This is a genomic window from Paenibacillus puerhi, assembly GCF_009846885.1.
In the GTDB taxonomy this organism is placed as follows: Bacteria; Bacillota; Bacilli; order Paenibacillales; family NBRC-103111; genus Paenibacillus_G; species Paenibacillus_G puerhi.
In genome coordinates, this window is the sequence record NZ_WUWM01000003.1 from 49,719 (window position 1) to 68,555 (window position 18,837).

General features: G+C 44.0%; 17 protein-coding genes. 9 read left to right on the forward strand and 8 right to left on the reverse strand.

The window, feature by feature from the left end; all coding sequences use genetic code 11:
* Window positions 1–332: 332 nt before the first annotated feature.
* Together GSF01_RS03680 and GSF01_RS03685 are read right to left on the reverse strand one after the other, a co-directional pair.
* Window positions 333–800, reverse strand: a complete 468-nt coding sequence (locus GSF01_RS03680; RefSeq protein ID WP_159881675.1) for a DinB family protein — start codon at window positions 798–800, stop codon at window positions 333–335.
* 341 nt (window positions 801–1,141) lie between these two features.
* Window positions 1,142–1,909: a class I SAM-dependent methyltransferase gene (locus GSF01_RS03685; RefSeq protein ID WP_159881676.1), complete on the reverse strand. Its 768-nt coding sequence runs from the start codon at window positions 1,907–1,909 to the stop codon at window positions 1,142–1,144.
* A gap of 688 nt (window positions 1,910–2,597) precedes the next feature.
* Here GSF01_RS03685 and GSF01_RS03690 point away from each other — a divergent pair.
* Window positions 2,598–3,110, forward strand: coding sequence for a hypothetical protein (locus GSF01_RS03690; protein ID WP_159881677.1), 513 nt, complete (start codon window positions 2,598–2,600; stop codon window positions 3,108–3,110).
* A gap of 124 nt (window positions 3,111–3,234) precedes the next feature.
* Here the strand turns inward: GSF01_RS03690 and GSF01_RS03695 are convergent, their stop codons facing one another.
* Entirely contained in the window at window positions 3,235–3,684 is a 450-nt protein-coding gene (locus GSF01_RS03695) for a hypothetical protein (protein WP_159881678.1), read from the reverse strand.
* A gap of 382 nt (window positions 3,685–4,066) precedes the next feature.
* On the opposite strand from GSF01_RS03695, the gene GSF01_RS03700 reads away from it, so the two are divergent.
* Window positions 4,067–6,214 (forward strand): sensor histidine kinase, encoded by a 2,148-nt coding sequence (locus tag GSF01_RS03700; protein ID WP_159881679.1) that lies wholly within the window; start codon window positions 4,067–4,069, stop codon window positions 6,212–6,214.
* A 7-nt stretch (window positions 6,215–6,221) separates the two neighbouring features.
* The gene (locus tag GSF01_RS03705) at window positions 6,222–6,926 is read left to right on the forward strand and encodes a response regulator transcription factor (protein ID WP_159881839.1); all 705 of its coding nucleotides are present in this window, start codon (window positions 6,222–6,224) and stop codon (window positions 6,924–6,926) included.
* A 219-nt stretch (window positions 6,927–7,145) separates the two neighbouring features.
* On the opposite strand, the gene GSF01_RS30305 is transcribed toward GSF01_RS03705, so the two are convergent.
* The 3 genes from GSF01_RS30305 to GSF01_RS03725 form a co-directional block, all read right to left on the reverse strand.
* The gene (locus GSF01_RS30305) at window positions 7,146–9,872 is read right to left on the reverse strand and encodes a flagellin N-terminal helical domain-containing protein (protein WP_407945739.1); all 2,727 of its coding nucleotides are present in this window, start codon (window positions 9,870–9,872) and stop codon (window positions 7,146–7,148) included.
* Window positions 9,873–10,051: 179 nt separating this feature from the next.
* A complete protein-coding gene (locus GSF01_RS03720; protein ID WP_159881680.1) occupies window positions 10,052–10,228 on the reverse strand; it encodes a carbon storage regulator in 177 nt (58 codons plus the stop codon).
* A 351-nt stretch (window positions 10,229–10,579) separates the two neighbouring features.
* Window positions 10,580–10,735: a carbon storage regulator gene (locus GSF01_RS03725; protein WP_159881681.1), complete on the reverse strand. Its 156-nt coding sequence runs from the start codon at window positions 10,733–10,735 to the stop codon at window positions 10,580–10,582.
* Between the two features lie 361 nt (window positions 10,736–11,096).
* Here GSF01_RS03725 and GSF01_RS03730 point away from each other — a divergent pair, with 361 nt between their 5' ends.
* Window positions 11,097–11,597 carry a DinB family protein gene (locus GSF01_RS03730; protein ID WP_159881682.1) on the forward strand — a complete coding sequence of 167 codons (501 nt, stop codon included), beginning with the start codon at window positions 11,097–11,099 and terminating at the stop codon, window positions 11,595–11,597.
* Between the two features lie 144 nt (window positions 11,598–11,741).
* On the opposite strand, the gene GSF01_RS03735 is transcribed toward GSF01_RS03730, so the two are convergent.
* Window positions 11,742–12,191, reverse strand: coding sequence for a hypothetical protein (locus GSF01_RS03735; RefSeq protein WP_159881683.1), 450 nt, complete (start codon window positions 12,189–12,191; stop codon window positions 11,742–11,744).
* 279 nt (window positions 12,192–12,470) lie between these two features.
* Between GSF01_RS03735 and GSF01_RS03740 the strand changes: the two genes are divergently transcribed.
* From GSF01_RS03740 to GSF01_RS03755, 4 genes are all read left to right on the forward strand, one after another.
* A complete protein-coding gene (locus GSF01_RS03740) occupies window positions 12,471–13,442 on the forward strand; it encodes an ROK family transcriptional regulator (protein WP_235941256.1) in 972 nt (323 codons plus the stop codon).
* A 40-nt stretch (window positions 13,443–13,482) separates the two neighbouring features.
* The gene (locus tag GSF01_RS03745; RefSeq protein WP_159881685.1) at window positions 13,483–14,721 is read left to right on the forward strand and encodes an MFS transporter; all 1,239 of its coding nucleotides are present in this window, start codon (window positions 13,483–13,485) and stop codon (window positions 14,719–14,721) included.
* A 145-nt stretch (window positions 14,722–14,866) separates the two neighbouring features.
* A complete protein-coding gene (locus tag GSF01_RS03750; RefSeq protein ID WP_159881686.1) occupies window positions 14,867–15,364 on the forward strand; it encodes a hypothetical protein in 498 nt (165 codons plus the stop codon).
* Between the two features lie 527 nt (window positions 15,365–15,891).
* Complete coding sequence (locus GSF01_RS03755) at window positions 15,892–16,695, forward strand: sugar phosphate isomerase/epimerase family protein (RefSeq protein WP_159881687.1); 804 nt, start codon at window positions 15,892–15,894, stop codon at window positions 16,693–16,695.
* 424 nt (window positions 16,696–17,119) lie between these two features.
* On the opposite strand, the gene GSF01_RS03760 is transcribed toward GSF01_RS03755, so the two are convergent.
* Window positions 17,120–17,662 (reverse strand): hypothetical protein, encoded by a 543-nt coding sequence (locus tag GSF01_RS03760; protein WP_328803634.1) that lies wholly within the window; start codon window positions 17,660–17,662, stop codon window positions 17,120–17,122.
* Window positions 17,663–18,046: 384 nt separating this feature from the next.
* Between GSF01_RS03760 and GSF01_RS03765 the strand changes: the two genes are divergently transcribed.
* Window positions 18,047–18,820, forward strand: a complete 774-nt coding sequence (locus tag GSF01_RS03765) for a class I SAM-dependent methyltransferase (protein WP_159881688.1) — start codon at window positions 18,047–18,049, stop codon at window positions 18,818–18,820.
* Window positions 18,821–18,837: the final 17 nt, after the last annotated feature.

Genomic DNA, 18,837 nt, shown 5'->3' on the forward strand with positions numbered 1-18,837 from the left:
ACGATATAAATTATCAATCTGACAAATGTACTTGTCTTGCTGAAATATCAACCTTACCGCTTTGTGCGAGGATGTGATACAAAGCCTATGCTAAATACTATTGAGTACGTTAAAAATGCCACAACCTCAAAAAGGGGATAGTCCCAAAATTTATACTTTCTTATATCTAAATAAAAGGGCGACTGTTGTCAGCCGCCCCTTCATTGAGTAAATGCTATCCCTGTCATTTGTTTTCAGTGTCTACACGTCACATGTGGAGTGTATAGTGTCAACACATCGAATTGGACTCATACTGGGACGCAAAAACCAATTGTTAATTATTAAACGAAGCCTTAGCGATGCTGCTGTTTGATTACGCGCAACATTTCCATCATTTTTCCTGCATGGAAAGCTTCGTGCACAACGACGAACCCGGCGCATTCGCCCAAACTGGCATAACCGAAGTATAGCGGGTCCAGGCGGTCGTCGAATCGCTTGGGCGCGATGGATCGGATTCGTTCTTGCTGCATTTTCAATAAAGAAATAAGTTCTTCAAGGGAAGGAGGTTGTTCAGTCCAGTCAGCCGGAGTTGTTCCCGATTCGAACCATTCCGAGAACGAAACGGGAAGAAACCCCGTATCTCGCTCCGGATACCGAAACAACATCCTCTCTGCCACGATAAGAATATGCCCCGTTTGCCAACGGATTGTATTGGGGAACGGCTTCACCTGAATGTCCGCCAGCTCCGCGGGGCAATCCGACACAACGTCGATGCACCAATCCCGAGCCGTTTGCAAGGAAAATTCGATCGTATGCTTCATAAATTACCTCCCCTCGCATCCTGTCGCGGCGCATGATAACTGAATTTTAGCATGACGATGCCTTCTGCATTTCTTCTGGGTTGCTCTTTTTCAATCTTTCTATATCACTCAAACCAAGCTAAAGGAAAGGAGAACAATGTTAGAACTGCCACCTACTTTAAGGCGCTAGAGAAAGAAGATATTTGACTAGAATTAAGGTAAGGCTACCTCTTTTTTTGATTGGCTTATGGAACGCATTATTGACCTACCCAGTACGGAATGAATTGCTTTTTTTGTTTGCGGCGGAGTTTACCCTTGTTTGCTCCGTACCACAGAGGGGCGGCAAGCCCCCCTTGTCTTGTTTATTTCCGAACCGCTTCGTACACAAATTTTTGCTTTCCGTTACTTGGTTCTTTTCCCCAAACAAAATCGGCAGACACAACTACATCAGAAAATCCGATATTTTCTAAAACTAGCTTGAACTCTTCCACACCATACCAACGTAATGCGAAACGTTGCAATTCGGTTTGAATAAGCTTTCCGTTCCGCCACTTCTCATACTTCAAGTAGGAAACTTTGTACTGGTTAAATAAATCAGCTTCTACAAGCTTATCTTCCATTGTGATCGTATCGCCATTCGGTAAATGGAAGGTTGATGTACCTCCAGACTTACCCATATCAAAATTGTTGTCAGGTAGGAAAAGATCAAGCATCAGATATCCACCGGGTTGAAGATGCTCATAAAGTCGCCTTAAGGCTTTTAGAGATTCTTGACGGTCTTCGATCAATAAAAAGGAACCACCCGGAATAATGATTGCCTCATATTTATTGGGCAGGGAAAGTTCCTGTAGATTTGATTCGTATAAATTGGCTTTAAGCCCCCGCTCTTCACAACGTTGACGGCAAGAAGCCAACATTTCAGGGGAATAGTCAACTCCATCAACAAGAAGCCCCGATTCTAGAAGTGGAATTATTACTCGTCCAGATCCGACCATTGCCTCGAGAATACGTCCCTTACAATGCTTTAGCTTATCTTGATAATATTCTAAATCACCGCAGAAAGATTGCCCAATTTTTTTGGTAAGGTCATAAACCTCAGTACAAAGTTCACCGTAATAACTAAACGACATAAGCATTTTCCCTCCGTGTGTTGTTGGTTATGGATAGGATTATATCTGCTGACTATCCCTTCCGTACCTTAAAAAACTGAATTTTTGAGTATTAATCACTAACATGATACTCACTCGCCTTCTATGTAAATTTAATCCAACTATAGGCTTCCGGGTATTTTCAGTCAATGGTACAATACAGAATAATTAAGCTTATGTCCTTCAGCACAAGGGAATTAGAACGCGAATACTGCCACATGTGATTCGGTTAATAATAAAAGATGAAAACCATCAAGCATAAAGCCGCTTATATCTCCTTCGATATTTATAGTTTGCTATTTGGATCAATACAGCTATAATTAAACAATCACAGTTATAGCTTTTAAGGAGACATCATGAAGAACCCACAAGGAATTACAGAGCAAGAAAAATTATTGCTGCTTAACAATAGCGCTTTCACTATACTTCCTCCAACAAATAGCTTATATACAGGCTACCTCCCCAGATCAATGAAGCAGAGAAGAAAGAAGTCTATGTTTCAAAGGTTCACCAAAAACAAATAAAACATGCCTATTTTACTAATATTCTGAAAGAAGCAAAGGACCTATGTTGTAGACTAAAATTAAATTAAAATTGCTACAATTGCACCATGCCCTACTTACCTTTATATCCTATACTTACAGCAGCAAACCAAAAGGAGTGAACTGATTTGCAGCGTAAAGTATTATGTTTTTTGTTAGCGGTGATCATGCCTCTTTTTGTCCTAATCTCGAATGCGAGTGCCGAGAACGGTACACCAGAAAACTCAAGAGCACTCTTTAATCTTGAAGAAACATGGGTTGAAGTGAGTACAGGAAAAGTCGTAAATGTAGTGGCAAAAAATGATGTTCCAGAGTTTCCCATTACATATTCCCCCGAAGCCTGGGGTCCGCGATATACAGCAATGGTGAGTTTGGATAATCATTACTTTAGAATACGTGATCTTTCTCATATCAGACCAACCAAGTATTCTTATGGTTATTTAGAGTTTTTTCATCATGAAAAATTGGATAATCGGTATGTGAATTATTTGTCTCAGATTCACTTGGGTCAAGACACTGAGGGTAATTGGGTCCTTTATGATGGTCTCCACTTTAGTATAGAAGCCCCTAGATACACCGATAATGGAATGTACAAAGTTTATACAAAAGTCACACTAAGTAAATTCGTTGAAATAAACTAAATCAATATCGGTCACCTTTCTGGTGGCCTTTAAAATAGCCTAAGGATTGTCAACAGTAAGCCTTACATAAGCAAAAGGAGAGTACAGTTGTCTGTGCTCTCCTTTTGCTTTTAATGGATGATTCTCAATTAGGTGCTAATTCGACCAATATACTTATGGGGGAGTTCGCTCCACCGTCTCCATCATCTGACACAACTGTAATCTCGTAACTTCCTTCCTGTTGGGGACTAAAAGTTTTTTCTAACAAGAAGTTATTTTCTTTACTGGTATGTCCTTCACTTACGATATTGCTCTTATTATTAGAGTAAATGATGAACCTCATTCCTCTCTTGTTTTTATCCGAGAAGATGTAGTGAATCTTTCTGTTATCTTTATTTGAGTAATTAAATTCATAATGAGCTTCACCTTTATATTTGCCGCTCTCCGTTAGTTGCTCATCTTTTTGTAAAAGAATGTTCGTTACAGGTGCTTCAAAAACTTCAGTGGGTTGTTGTTTTTTTGAAAAAAATTGAGAAAACATAAAGATAATCATTATTAATAAAATACCACTTACAATCATTACTTTTAATTTCATATTATTATTTGAATCCTCCAAAAAGATGTTATATAAACCAAATCTCACCTTACCATGGGTGGATATAAATGTAAAGAAATAGACTTTAGCAAGATGCCACATTGTGGGGTAAGAAAACGGCGTCTGAATCTACCGCTGTGAAAGGCATCGGTGACTCTGCTTCGTTACCCATCCCCCTCCTCTTGCTTAAAACTTGGGTTTGCACGTTAATGAACCATCCAAGGGTGGACGGTTTTTCTTACGTTCAAAAAAGGACCTCATCGTAATGTTTGTGTTCAATGCCTCGCAGATATTTGCAGGGTACATTTTCCTTCAATAGATGATATGATTTAGATAATCAACTTACTTATCGCGCATCCAGTAGATTGGGGTCGGTTTCAAAATGAGGAGTATTCTCCGATTCGGTTCTCGTACGATCTTGCTTCATGTAGCTGTTGCCGTTTTTATTGGTTTGGTCGCAAGCTTTACTATCGTCTCTGGACCGGACTCTCCTGAGATCCAAAGTGAAAAAGGCATTTTGGATTTATCGCAGGTTCATGTCAGTAAGAATCCGCTTAATTTAATTGGGGAGTGGGAGTTCTACTGGCAAGAGCTGCTGTCGCCTGAGGACATACAGAATCGCTTAGCAAGGGACAGAAATCATGACCGCTGGATCAGCATCCCGGGCTCCTGGCTAGGCTATCGGATAGATGGTCAGCAGCTGAAAGGTACAGGCTTTGCAACCTTTCGGGTGGTCATAGAGCTTAGCGAGCAGGATCGGAAGGAGCGGCTTGCTCTGCGGCTGCCTACCATCTTTCATGCGTATAAATTATGGGTTAATGGTGAGCAGCTGGCAGAAGTCGGTGTAGTTGGTCAGGACAAGAGCAGCGTGATCCCGCATCTGGCAACGAAGCTGGTGTTCTTCCAGCCCGAGAATGATAGGGTGGAGCTTGTTATGCAAGTGACCAACTACCATCATAAGCGAGGCGGCATCACCAAGGATATAGAGTTGGGCGGCAGCGATGTGTTAACGGTCAGGACAAATCTGAAAATCGCCGCTGAAATGTTCATCACCGCAAGCCTGCTGGTGATTGGCGTGTATCACCTAATGTTGTTCGTCCTGCGACGCAAAGACAGGGCTACATTGTATTTTGGTCTGTTCACCGCGTTGTCCGGTATCCGATCCTTGCTGGTCGGTGAGCTCTTGCTCACACAATGGTGGCCAGCTTTTCCATGGGGATTGCAGTTTAAGATCGAGTACCTGATTCTTTGCAGCATTGGTTATATCATGACGAGGTACTTTGATAGCATTTTTCCGAATTATGTATCGCGTTGGTTTCATCTGGGCACGCGGATCGTTACCGGCGCATTCTGTATCGTTGTTGTGGTGACCCCTGCACTTCTATATACAAAATTATTAGCGATGATCGGTGTGATGGTTTTTCTCCATATGATTTATCTGATGGTTGGGCTGGTCAAAGCAGCTGTGTGGCGTATGGAGGGAGCGCTAATCTTCCTGGTGGTGGCGGTGGTTGGTTTAGTTACTGTCGTCAACGATTTTTTATATTACAATGAATGGTCACGAATCGGAAATACATCTCCGCTTGGTCTGTTGGTGTTTACGATCGCACAGATGATTCTGCTTTCTTCAAGATTTACGAGGGCGGCATCGAACGAAGAGAGAATTGCACTTGAGCTGCAGGACGCTAACAACAAGCTGACTGAAATGAATATGAATTTGGAACGAACCGTGCAGGAACGCACACAGGCCTTATCCGCAGCTCATGATGATCTCCGCACTTCGTATGACCGGTTGCTTCACTCCGAGCAAGGGAGGAAGAAGCTCCTTGCCTATATTACGCATGATCTGCGTATGCCGCTATCCAGCATGCTTGGTTATGTAGAAGCTGTGCAGGACAGGGTCAAGCCGGAACGTAATGAACAGTACCTGAAGTATATCCGGGATAACACGATAAGGATTAACCGCATGATCGAGGAGTTGTCCTTCTTGTCGCAATTGGAGACGGGACAAGTCTCGTACCGAATGGAGCCGGTTCATGTGATTCACTTCTTGCGCGGTTTTTTTGAACAATATGAGCTGGTTGTGCGTGACGCGGGATTGGATTTCATGCTGGATATCGGAGATGCGGAAGATCAGCGACCTAACTTGCCGATTGTCGAGATGGATGCGCAAAGATTAGAGCAGGCTTTGTTTAATCTAGTGTCGAACGCGATGAAGTTCACCTCTAGGGGTGGGATGGTGCGTATTGCGCTAGCTGTGGACGAGGTGAATCATACCCGTTATGCGATAATTAGCGTACAAGACTCTGGCACGGGTATTCCCCCAGAGAAGCTCGAGCAAATCTTCGATCGCAATTACAGGTATGATCGACCGGGTGTGGAGAAGGACGTAGAGGGAAGCGGGCTCGGGCTGGCGATTTGTAGGGAAATCGTACAAGCGCATAAAGGGACGGTTCGAGCGGAGAGCGACGGCAAGACAGGATCGATATTCTATGTATCGCTTCCTTGTATTGTAGAAGAAGGAAGGTGATGGTGTGATGGATACGCACAAAATTATGATCGTCGATGATGATCCCCATATATGCGAGATTGTTCAGGCGTATTGCGAGCGGGAGGGCTTCATATCTTCTTACAGTCATAGCGGGACAGAAGCCATGAAGCTGCTTGCATCGTTCAAGCCGGATTTGATTGTACTGGATGTATTGCTGGCTAATGAAAACGGCATTGACTGGTGCAGGAACGCACGCGGCTACACGAATGCGCCGATCGTGTTTCTGAGCAGCCGTGAGGAAGACGAGGTAAAAATCAGCGCATTATCCTATGGCGGCGACGATTATGTGACCAAGCCGTTCAGTCCGGGAGTACTCATGGCCAAAATCAAGGCTCACCTTCGCAGGGTGTCGAATGGCAGAAGGGAACAACTGTTGGAGTTACCGGGTTTGACGCTGGATTTCTACGCCCAGTCCGTCATCATGGGCAGTGAAACCATCTTTTTATCGAAAAAAGAGTTCAGTCTACTGTCCTTTATGGCACAAAACGTTAATCGTGTCGTCAGTGTCGATGCATTGTTTCAGCTTATCTGGGGAATGGAGAGTCTGGAGGATACGAGAACTGTCGCTGTACACATCAGTAATTTACGCAAAAAAATCGAGGCCGACCCTGCCAATCCTGAGAGAATCATTACGATTCGGGGGGCCGGATACATGCTGGTTGCCAGAAGTGCGCTGCAAGCGCGAACATAGCGTTAAGGTTGGTAGTGTGACCACGACTGCCGCTGCCGGGCATAGGTTTGGGATGGGCTACGCTGGGTGGCAAAGCCAGCGCAAAGGGGCTTTTGCGAGCCTTTTCTGGTCACAGAACAATGCGGTACCTGGAGGGGGACTTTTGCTAGCGGAAAGCAAAAGCCCCTCCGCTGTTTTGGCGGAAGGGGCCCGTTCAAGCTCCTTCGGAATTTTGGGAAATTAACGGAGCAACTGTAGAACGCCTTGCGGCTGTTGGTTCGCTTGCGCCAGCATCGCTTGCGCAGCCTGGGAAAGGATGTTGTTTTTCGTAAATGCCATCATTTCCTTAGCCATATCGACGTCGCGGATACGCGACTCGGCAGCTGTCAGGTTCTCTGCGGAAGCTCCAAGGTTATTGATCGTATGCTCCAGACGGTTCTGGAAAGCACCCAGCTTGGAACGCTCGTTGGAGACAGCTTTGATCGCGTTGTCCAGTACTTCGACCGCAGCTGTCGCTTTCTCCGATGTTGTGACATCCAGACCGTATTCAGCCCCGGTATTGTTGGTTCCGTTCGTTACCGATTGAGTGGACGTGAACACAGCACCGGCCACTGAGCCTTGTGCAGCGCCAGAGCTTGTACCGGAAATACCAAGTGCCAGTGAACGCATATCTCCAATGTCTACGGTCAACGTTTGTCCGTTGTTTGCACCGATTTGCATTTTGAGGCCTTGATCTACAGCGTCGGCTCCAACTGTCGATTGAGCGCCTTCGGAAGCTGTCAGCTTCAATGTTTTCGCCAGCTCGTCCGCGCCAATCGTTACCGAACCGTTACTTCCTTGAGTTCCAGTGGAGATGACGAATTTGCCGTCTGCCAGACTTACCGTTGCTTCGGCAAGAGCAGGATCAGCCGCTCTGATCTGCGATTGCAGGTCGGATGCCAGACCGCCAGCAGTGTAGTTGCCTGCCGCCAGCGAAATATTGACGTTAATGCCGTCAATCGTCAGCGTGCCGGTATTGTTGGCATTCTGACCTTGCTGCAACGCTGCCGATCCGAGGCCCAGCGCGGAAGCCGCGCTGCCTGTAACTGCGCCGATCGAGCTCGAGCTGCCAGTCAGACTGTTCGTAATGACAAGCTGGTTGTCAGCGTTGAAAGACGCCACTGCGTTGCCAGTGCCGAAAGCCGTATCCAGCTTGCTGTTCAGATCGTTCAGGAATGTTGTGCGATCGCCTGCATTAGTAAGATTATAGTTGCCGTCAGCCAATGTAATGTTTTTCGTGGCGCCGCCAACTGTCACGGACAGTTGATTGTTGCCCGAACCTTGAGTGCCTGTTGTGAACGACGTTCCGATAAGCGCAGCTGCGCCGCCGCCATCAATCGTGAACTGATCCGAAGAATCGGCAGTTGTGAACACAATATGGTTGTTGTTATCGAAGCCAACCGTGACGCTAGCGAAATCGCCGCCCAGCGCCTGGATTTTCGCTTGAATATCAGCAACAAAATCGGATGCGCCGTCAGTCCCGCCAGCGCTATAATCAGTTGTAGCCAGGCTGACCGTATGCGTTTGATTGTTCAGCGTAACCGTCAACAGGTTTTTCTCCGTACCTTGTACGTAATTCGCATTGCCTGCATCCAGACCGAGGGCAGCCGCTGCGGAACCGGAGATGCTAGTAATGGTGCTGGAGATGCCTTTTGCGTTGTTCGTCAGAACGAGCTTGTTACTGCCGTCGAACGTAGCGACCACGTTGCCTGTGCCGAAAGCTCCGCCCAGCTGTGTGTTCAGATCGGCCAAGAAAGCATTGCGTCCAACGGCACCCGTCATATCGTAATCGGCTGCGGTCAAGCTGATGGTTTGCGTAGTGCCGCCTACGGTCAGCGTGAGTTCGTTGTTAGGCGTGTCGGCACCAGATACGAGGTCAGAACCATCGCCAGCAGTGGACAAGTGATTCAGCGCATTACCGCCTGTGAGCGAGAAGGAATCAGTTGCGTCGTTTGTTTTGAACACAATTTTGTCGTTTGCATCAAAGCTTACCGTCACATTCGCGAAGGCGCCGCCCAGCGCCTGAATTTTCGTTTCAAGGTCAGCAACAAAATCGGCTGCACCTAGAGTCCCGCTTGAGGCGTAATCCTCTACGGTCAACGTAATCGTTTTAACAACGCCGTTGAGATTAATGGTGAGCTCGTTATCTCCCGCTGTTACGTTAGGGCCGGTACCTGCAGTAGCTGGAGTCGCATAAGCGATACTGGAGGTAATCGTTGCACCTTGTGTCGCAGCGGAAACAACACTAAAGTCCGCTCCCAAAGTTGCAGCAGCATTCACACCACCCGTAGCAATCGCGGACGTAACGGTAACATTCGGACCGCTGTTCGTTGTAGACGGGTTAGCGTAAGCCACGTTGCCTGTTACCGTGCCGCCGCCAACTGACGAGATGTTAACATTGCCAAGCGCAGAGCCTGTAGCCGATGCAGCCGTATTCGAATTCGTAATCAAAATATTGCCGGAGACTGCTCCGCCCGTAACATTGGAAGTGGACACCTTCTTTACGTTCAGTTCGCCTTTCAGCAGGCTCTTGGTGTTAAACTCCGTCGTATTGCCGATCCGGTTGATTTCGGAAGTCAATTGATTGATTTCCTCTTGAATCGCCTGACGATCTTCGGTGGAGTTCGTGCCGTTCGCCGATTGGGCTGCCAGCTCGCGCATACGCTGCAGGATAGAATGCGTCTCATTCAACGCGCCTTCTGCTGTTTGAATAAGGGAAATAGCATCTTGGGAGTTGCGCTGCGCCTGCTCCAGACCGCGGATTTGACCGCGCATTTTCTCGGAGATGGCGAGACCTGCCGCATCGTCACCCGCGCGGTTGATACGAAGACCCGAAGACAATTTCTCTAAAGATTTGCCTGTTGCTGCTGTGTTACCTGCTAATTGGCGGTGCGTGTTCAGTGCTGAAATGTTGTGGTTAATTCTCATTTCTCATTACCTCCATGTGGTGTATTAGGATGCCTATCCGTTTGCATCCTTTGAAGCGCATACTCTGTACTCACAAGTCATTGATGGATTGCGCGCTAATCCAAAACAACGATTTGTAAGTCAAACTGTTATCTTCCTTGATTACACCACTCGTCCTTAAGTGGCAGAGGCTTCGACCTTTATTGCCGGCCTAAGGCTATATTGTTTTCTTCCCATAATTCTCCGCGAACAATAGAAATATGCTTCGGTGCTTCAATCGCCAAGCGTAAATGGCCTTCATCGCTCTTAATGACCTTTACCATAATGTTGTTGTCGATCAGCACATATTCTCCGGGTTTTCTCCCTAACACGAGCATTAGCTCATCCCCTTATCCCGCATATTATATTGAAAAAAAAATGAGCAAACAGATCGCTGTCCTTCTTCCTCCTGAAGAATGACGGCGACTTATTTGCTCATCCTAAGTCTCGTTAATGATTTAATAACTTATTCAATTGTCAAAAAACGACGTGAAACAGCAAAAAGACGAATAAATAGGCATCAGTTTCAAATGTTCCTCCTTGAAACTACATGCGAATTTACTCGTCCATGAGTAATCGAATATGAGATTAATATATATATCGGCAATTGGTTTGAAATGTTTAGTCTTTTTTTGAAAATTTTTTTGAAAGTTGAACATACCTTCTTTGGCCGAATCGCTTACTTGTGCTTATTCTTGATTAAGCAATTCTCCGCGAATGATAGAGATATCCTTTGGAGCTTCAATAGCCAAGCGTAAGTGCCCCTCTTCGCTTTTAATTACCTTTATGATAATTTTTTCGTTGATCACAATGTATTGTCCGGGTTTTCTACCAACGACCAGCATCAGACCAACTCCTTACCGTGAAAGATCTTTATTTGATTTGAACAACTATTACGAGAATTATCATAATTCGTTGTATGCCTTTCCATAGAGTTTTCCCCCCTGATGTATGATAAACTTTATTGATTGTCCTACTTGTATACTATCATGGTAGATTAGCCCATTAATGAAACTCAAAGAAAACTTTAAGTTCGCGCTTAAGATAGTGGGGCTCCGGATTACCTTCGACCAGGCGGCTCTTTTATTATCCTGTGCCCTACCCCGTTCCGAATAAAAACTCGTCACAATACAGGAACATACGTTTGTGTTTACTGGGAGTTAATGGTATAGTTGATGTTAGAATATTATTGAAGGAGGAATTGCGGTGGCTGATCAGCAAAATAAAGGTTTGAACGAGTTCTCAGATTATTTACTTTGGGTCGAGAATCTGAAGGAAACCGCCCAAGACTTATGGCTGAAGCCTATATCTACTGGGAAATGGTCTCTTAGGGAGATTCTAGCCCACATTATGTATTGGGATAGAAACAGTTTGGAAATAATGGTTCCAAATATGTCAGAGGGGGCCAAATTATTCTTCGTAGACATCGAGAAATACAATCAAGAAGCCGCAGTATTTGCACAATCGTACAATTCCCTAGAAGTACTTATTGATGACCTCATTATGACGCGGAAACAGCTGCTCAGTCTGTTGGAGGAAAAATACAATAATGCTACGAAATTCACTATCGACAACCAAAACTATACCTATAAGAAGTTTGTAAATGTTTTCATACATCATGATGAACATCACAAGAAACAAATCGAAGCCTTCTTGCAGCAGGAAAATAGTGCAAAAGACCGCAGCAATTCAAAAGGAGTGAGCTGATTTGGTGCGTAAAGTATGATGTTTATTGTTTGCCGTGGTCATGTATTATTTGTCTCAAGTACACTGGGTCAAAATACTGAGGGTACATAATTAAAGGAGAGTTACAGTTGTCTGTACTCTCCTTTTGCTATTCATTCATGATTCTCAATTAGGTGCTAATTCGACCAATATACTTATGGGGGAGTCCGCTCCACCGTCTCCATCATCTGACACAATTGTAATCTCGTAACTTCCTTCCTGTTGTGGACTAAAAGTATCTTCTAACAAGAAGTTGTTTTCTTTGCTGGTGTGTCCTTCACTTACGATATTACTCTTATTCTTAGAGTAAATTATGAATGTCATTCCTCTCTTGTTTTTATCTGAGAAGACGTAGTGTATTTTTCTGTTATCTTTATTTGAATAACTAAATTCATAATGAGCTTCACCTTTATATTTGCCGCTCTCCGTTAGTTGCTCATCTTTTTGTAAAAGAATATTGGTTACAGTTGCTTCAATAACTTCAGTGGGTTGTTGTTTTTTTGAAATAAATTGAGATAACATAAAGATAATCACCATTAATAAAATACCACTTACAATCAATGCTTTTAATTTCATAATATTTTCTGAATCCTCCAGAAAGATGTTATATAAATAAATCTTACATTACCATGAGTGGATAAAAATGTATGGTAATAGACTTTATCACAGGACAAACAAGGACCGTAAAAAGCGTTGACTTTAAGTTGCACTTATTTTACAATCACACTTATTGCGATACTTATAATAAGTTAAGTTAAGCTATGGTAATAATCAGTAGGTCTAATGTTTTGGGGAAGGGATTTGATTATATTGTTCATTCAAAACACAATTCAAATAAAAAAAATGAACATTGAGATGATTAAGCAGCAATTAAAGTCCAATCCGCTTGTTACCAAAGCATCTATCGCCCAGGCAACAGGCCTCAGCGTGTCTACCTGTAATACGATTCTTAATGAGCTGGTAGCTGCAGGCGAGGTATTTGAAATGACACAGGAAGAATCGAGCGGCGGCAGACCTGCTATGCGATACAAGTATAATGCCGATTTTGGTTGTGTAGCCTGTTTGATGATGCTGACTGCAGGAGGAAGGAGCAGTATTGCATATCAAGTGGTCAACCTTTTGGGAGAGGTATCAGCGGCCGAAGAAATTGCCATGGATGTCATTGACCCGGAGGTCATTGAGCGTCTGCTTGACAAGCTGATTGCCGATTATCCGAATATGGCTGCCATCGGTATCGGCATTCCTGGGGTTGTTCATCAAGGGATCATCGGGGTATGCGATGTGGAGCAATTGGCCGGCCAACCTCTCGGCTTGCGGTTGGAACAGAAGTACAAGCTGCCGATTACGATTGAAAACGATATGAATATGACCGTATATGGCTTCTTCTATTCGCATATCGATGCGGATGCCGGATCGTACGCAGTTGTTACTTTTCCAAGAAACCACTATCCAGGTTCCGGCTTTATGATCAATGGTCGGGTGCTGTCCGGCAGCACGACCTTTGGCGGCGAGGTGTCTTTCCTGCCATTTGGTATGTCGCGTGAAGAGCAGCTGCGCAAGCTGCATACCGAAGAAGGCTTCATACAGCTGGCTGTACACACACTTGTTTCCATTATCGCGATTGTCAACCCTGCTACCATTGCGATTACAGGCGATTTGCCGAGGGAGGCGCAGCTGAAGCAGCTGCGTCAGGGCTGTCAGGAGTATATTCCTGCCGAGCATATGCCCGTTCTATTTGTCAAAAATAATACGAGCGACGAGTACATGGGTGGATTGATACAAGCTACGTTGGACAGCTTGAGCTTCAAGTCAATTTACACGCAATAAGAGTAGTCTCAACGATACTAGAGGTAGGAGCAAATACATCATGGGAAAAAGAAGTGCCACATGGAATAAGCCATATATTTTACAATTGGCCGTTATCTTTATCGGTTTTATCATTTTTGGTTTTTCGGAGAATATCAAGGGACCAGCTATCCCTCGTATTCAGTTTGAATTTTCGTTGAGTGAAGCCCAGCTAGGTTCCTTGCTGTCGTTGAACGCACTGGGCTATTTGATCGCGTGCTCCTTTACCGCTTTTTTAACCCGCTTATGGGGGATCAAGCGTGTTATGGTGATAGCTTTTGGATCCATGGCGTTGTCTGGCATATTCATTTACTTGTCGCAGCAGTATACGATGTTTTCTGCATCCTATTTTTTAATGTACATTGGCAATGGCATGCTGGAGATTGGCCTGGCGGTTTTGGGCGCGCGCATTTTTGTCAAAAACACGGGGATGATGATGAATTTGAGCCATGGCTTTTACGGGCTGAGCTCAGTTGTTGCACCGCTCGCTGCCGCTGGCCTGATGAAAGTACAAATTGGCGACTACCTGCTTGATTGGCGAGGAATGTATCTGGTTATGCTGCTGTTGTCGATAATCCCCATTATGTTTGCTTTAATCAGCCGGTTTCCGGGTGATGATATTAAGCAGGAGGATCGGCTTCCCTTCAAAACCTTGCTGAAGGATCCTGTTTTGTGGTTTTTGGTTTTTATTCTGACCTTTGGCGTAGTATCCGAGCTTGCAGTCGGAGGCTGGCTCGTCAACTTCCTAGAAAAGGCTTATGGATGGGAAACGGTTTCTGCATCCGGAATGCTGTCGGCTTTCTTCTTATGCTTTTCGTTTGGGCGCATTTTTCTAGGTATCATTACAGATAGAATCGGATATGTGTTGTCACTGGTGATTTTTTCCGCTATTTCGGCAATTTGTACCTTTATTGCGATATTTGGCGGTGAAAGTGTGGCTTATTTGTTTGCTGCTTCGGGAATTGGAATCGCGATGATTTATCCAACGGTCATGGCCTTTATTGCCAAAAGGTATCCGACGGGAAGTGATACCGCTGTTACCTTTACCGTGACAATGATGGGTGTGGGCAGCGTGATCGGCAACTATGTGATTGGGATTGTCAGCGAGCTGGTCAGACATTCTTCTGGTATGGATTCCTTTGAAGGTTTGCTGCGAGGCCTGCAGGCAGGCTATAGCGTAATTGGTCTTTGCGCAGCTTTATGCACCATAGCCGGAATGGTACTGCTGGTTTATTTGTCCAAACGTAAGGAGGTCATCTGAAGCAGTTCTGCAATCGGCTCGGTCCGCTTATTTTTTGATTGACTAGTAAAGCAATTTATCCATACAATGGATTTTGGGGCGGTCCATGCCAACGTAGAAGTTGATTTGCAGCAGAGATTAACGTGAAGAAGGGAAGCATTTATTAATGAGAACATGGATGAAACATGAAGATCCGAATAATAAGTACGGGGCAACTTTTACACTCGGCAACAGGGAAATCGTATTACCTCCTGGCGCAGTTATTTCCGTAACCAGAGGGGAGTTCTTCAATATTCCAAGGCTGATCATTAATGGGCTCATCAATCAACTTATTATGAAGGCAATGACAAAGAATGAAGATTTACTTTATGCGGAGCTTAGCGGCCAGATGCAAGGAGGAATTGGGCAAACGTTAACCGTGTGGAAAGACGGAAAGCGAATGAATCAATTTAGAACAAGCGGTTCGCACAATTTTGCGCGGAAATTTTTCAGTTGGGTTTTTTATAGCGGGAAGGTGCAGTCATACTTTTTGACATGGCCGCACGAGGGGGGCCTTCCGTCCTCGGAGGATATAACGAATTTCGTGAAAACGTACGGTCGGCATTTTGACGGTGGGAAATTAAAAAAGAAAGCAAACCCGCCTCAATTTAAACAAGATGCGTAAAAAACGGTAAAGCTGATACAAAGGGCGGTATAACATCAAAAGACAGGCCATCCACATTCTGGGTGGCCTTTAAACTTGCCGTTAGTAAAGCGTAGGTACTGGAGGACATGAAACAGCAGTGATTAAACTTGAGTTAAATCCATAAAACGTCCAATAAGCCCCATTCCATCGATAACCTGAAACCTCTCCATATTCAACCCGGGTTGGGTAAAACCAAAAGCTTTGCCCATTCCGTAACCAGAGATAAGTGTAGTTAAATAAGCAGTCAATGATATAGGAAACAGCTGGTTTTGGCGGGACGAAAGTTGGGGGCGGAGACTGTGGCATAAAGGTCATTTTCATTTCACTCCCTATACATGGTTAATTCCTTTGGAAGAAACCGAACTCAGCAGGATTGGTCGTCTTTTCCTAGATAGGATATGTAGGTGAATAACTAAATGAGTGTGCAGATGCCCAATTGTTGAATTGACTTATCCGAAATATTCCGCTAAATTTGGTATAATTTATAACAAGAAAGGAAGCGGGTTATGATTACCATTTATGATTGGTTTGGCTATGAATTGCCGATTAAAGAACGTTATCCGTTAATAAAAGAAGCCGGATTTGATGGCGTTTTATTATGGTGGAGTGAAGACTTTAATCGGAACGATTACCGCAACGGACCACAACTTGCGCGGGAAGCGGGTCTTTTTATAGAAAATATCCACGCGCCTATTAAAAACCAACACAGCCTCTGGCTTGACAATCTGGACGGTGAAGCCTTGGCCGATCGTTATTTGCAATGCGTTGCCGATTGCGCCGAATTTGAGATTCCAACCATGGTGGTCCACCTGCCCAAAGAAGACTATCCATATACCGCATTGGGACTGGATCGAATCAAGAGAATCACTGAAAAAGCTGAACAGCTTGGCGTCAATGTTGCCTTGGAGAATCTACGGAATCTTACCAATTTGGCATATGTGCTGGAGCAAGTGGATTCCCTGCGTATCGGGTTCTGTTATGACTGCGGACATCACTATCGCCACTATCCAGGCCTAGATTTGTTATCCATGTACGGTTCCCGGCTGATGGCCATACATTTACATGATAATAACGGAAGTCATGCCCAACACGGTTTACCCCTTGACGGCACGATTGATTGGTCTACAACCATGAGGAAAATTGCGGAAACGGGTTATTCAGGCGCGATTGCAATAGAGGCTATGAATTGGGATTATGAGGATTTATCGGCTAAACAGTTTTTACATAAAGCGTTTGAGCGAGCAAAAAGGCTGGAAGCATTAGATTCTCTATCATCCATAAAAACGGAAATAAGCTGCAATAATCTTTGATATATGCGGCATAGCGTAATTGGCCTCATCTTATGAAACCGCTTTAAAAATGACCGCCATTTTAGATTTAGGCGGTCATTCCTGTCCACTCTTCCCATTCATTAATCGTTCCATGGACAGTACCCAAGCAATCCTAAACACCCCTTTCATCTACTTTAATAATCCGGCGACCCAATTATAGCATTCTCGCAGTTCATCATCAGTTACATATTCTGATCGATGCTCGAACATAATGTTGACTTCTTGATTCTCTTGGTTCATTATTCGCAAATATTCTTCTATCGGCGCCCAGCCATCTTGTGGGTTTAGGCTGGGTAGAACGGGCTGGCGAGTTTTTAATATAGCGCCAGCAGCATTTATTTGAACATTTGACAAGTGAATGACCTTTGCATATTTGGCATACTGCTTGATGACTGATTTTGAATCAAAATTGTAAGTGCTCTTCTTGATAGATATATTTATTTAATGCGTCAAATTCTAAAACAGGAGTGAAGTTATATTCTTTGCCTTTGCAGGAAAGCCACTCAAATAAATCATCGCTCTTCTCTTGGAACGCATGATAAGAATATAAGCTCTCATATTCATATTCGCTTCGATCATCAAACCGCCAGCTGCTCCAATCGACTCTGTCGTCTAAAATAACAGGCTTAGGATAGTGAAAAAGGATATAGCTCGGTTGTATGGGGGATAAATAATCCAGCTCTTGTTGAATAATAGTAAAGGCTTGTGCACGGGTTACCTCATCCATGGATAGGAAAAGTGCATCTCTTAATTTCGTAATCCCGGCTCTAAGCGGAAAGTGAATACCAATTCGGAATCCATCCTTTTTCGATTCCTGCAATAAGTTCACCGTGTCGTCCTCATGTCCAAATAGGCAGGCTTCCACCCCATAAAATCCGTTAACAAAATCTCGGTGATATTTGTTATAGTCGAAGGTACCGTACTGCCCAATCATAAATCTGTTCATCTTCATTTTTAACCCTTTATTCATTTTAAAGTACAAGGAGGATTAAAATGGCATTAGAACATGAGTTTTATCTCATTCCCTTTTTGATATGGATTCAGCTATTACGTTAAAACATATCTTTTCCTCCTGGAGAGACTTATTTCTGAACTCACCGACAGTATTAGAGCTTACAGGTGAATATGTTATGGTTACGGGTGAGGAACAATCGGGTTACTATGAAAAGCTAGTTTATAATCGAAATGAAATCATGAATCAATTTGAAAAGATAGTTTCATTTTCCGATAGATTGTCCGAAGGTAACTTTTATTTATACCATTGTGGAATTTAAAGCTTTGCTTTCGATTGACTTTTATTATGTTTAGAAAACTTAGCGAGGTGATGGGAATGGAGAACTTATATCTGAATACGGCTAAACTGTATGATGCTGATAATCGTGCGGTATTCTCTGCCGATATTCCCTTTTACCAGGAACGAGCAAATAGGCTTGGAGGTAAAACGCTTGAATTAGCATGTGGCACTGGGAGAATAACCATTCCGCTCGCCGAGAAAGGCATCCACATATGGGGTTTGGATTATTCAAGCAGTATGTTGGAAGTTCTGGAAGCCAAGGTGAGTAAGCTATCTGAGGAATCGCAACAAAACATACATTCCCTACTTGGCGACATGACAGATTTTACATTGTCCGAACAGTTCAAGCTTATCTTTATTCCTTTTCGTAGCTTCCAGTCTTTAGAAAATGACGAAGAGGCTTTACAGTGTCTCTCTTGCGTTCACCGCCATTTGGAGGATGATGGGCAGTTCATAATTAACGTATTTAAGCCCATAAAAGAGATTGGCGAATGGTGGATAAACCGTAATGAACACTTAGATTTTGAATCCACCCTAGAGGGCGGCGAAAAGGTTAGAAGACATTCCATTAAGAAGGCTTATGACTTACAAAAACGTCTGCTATTTACGGATTTTATATACCGCCTGTACAAGAATGACGGAATAATTGAGGAATACCATGACAGTATTAGACTCAGGTACTTCTATGGGGATGACATAAGGAAACTAATTACTTCTTCGGGATTCACGATAAAGGAAGAGTATGGTTGGTATGACGGAACTCCTGTTAATGAAGGTAACGAATATATTTTTGTTTGCAGTAAAGCTTGATTGTATTCCCCACCCCT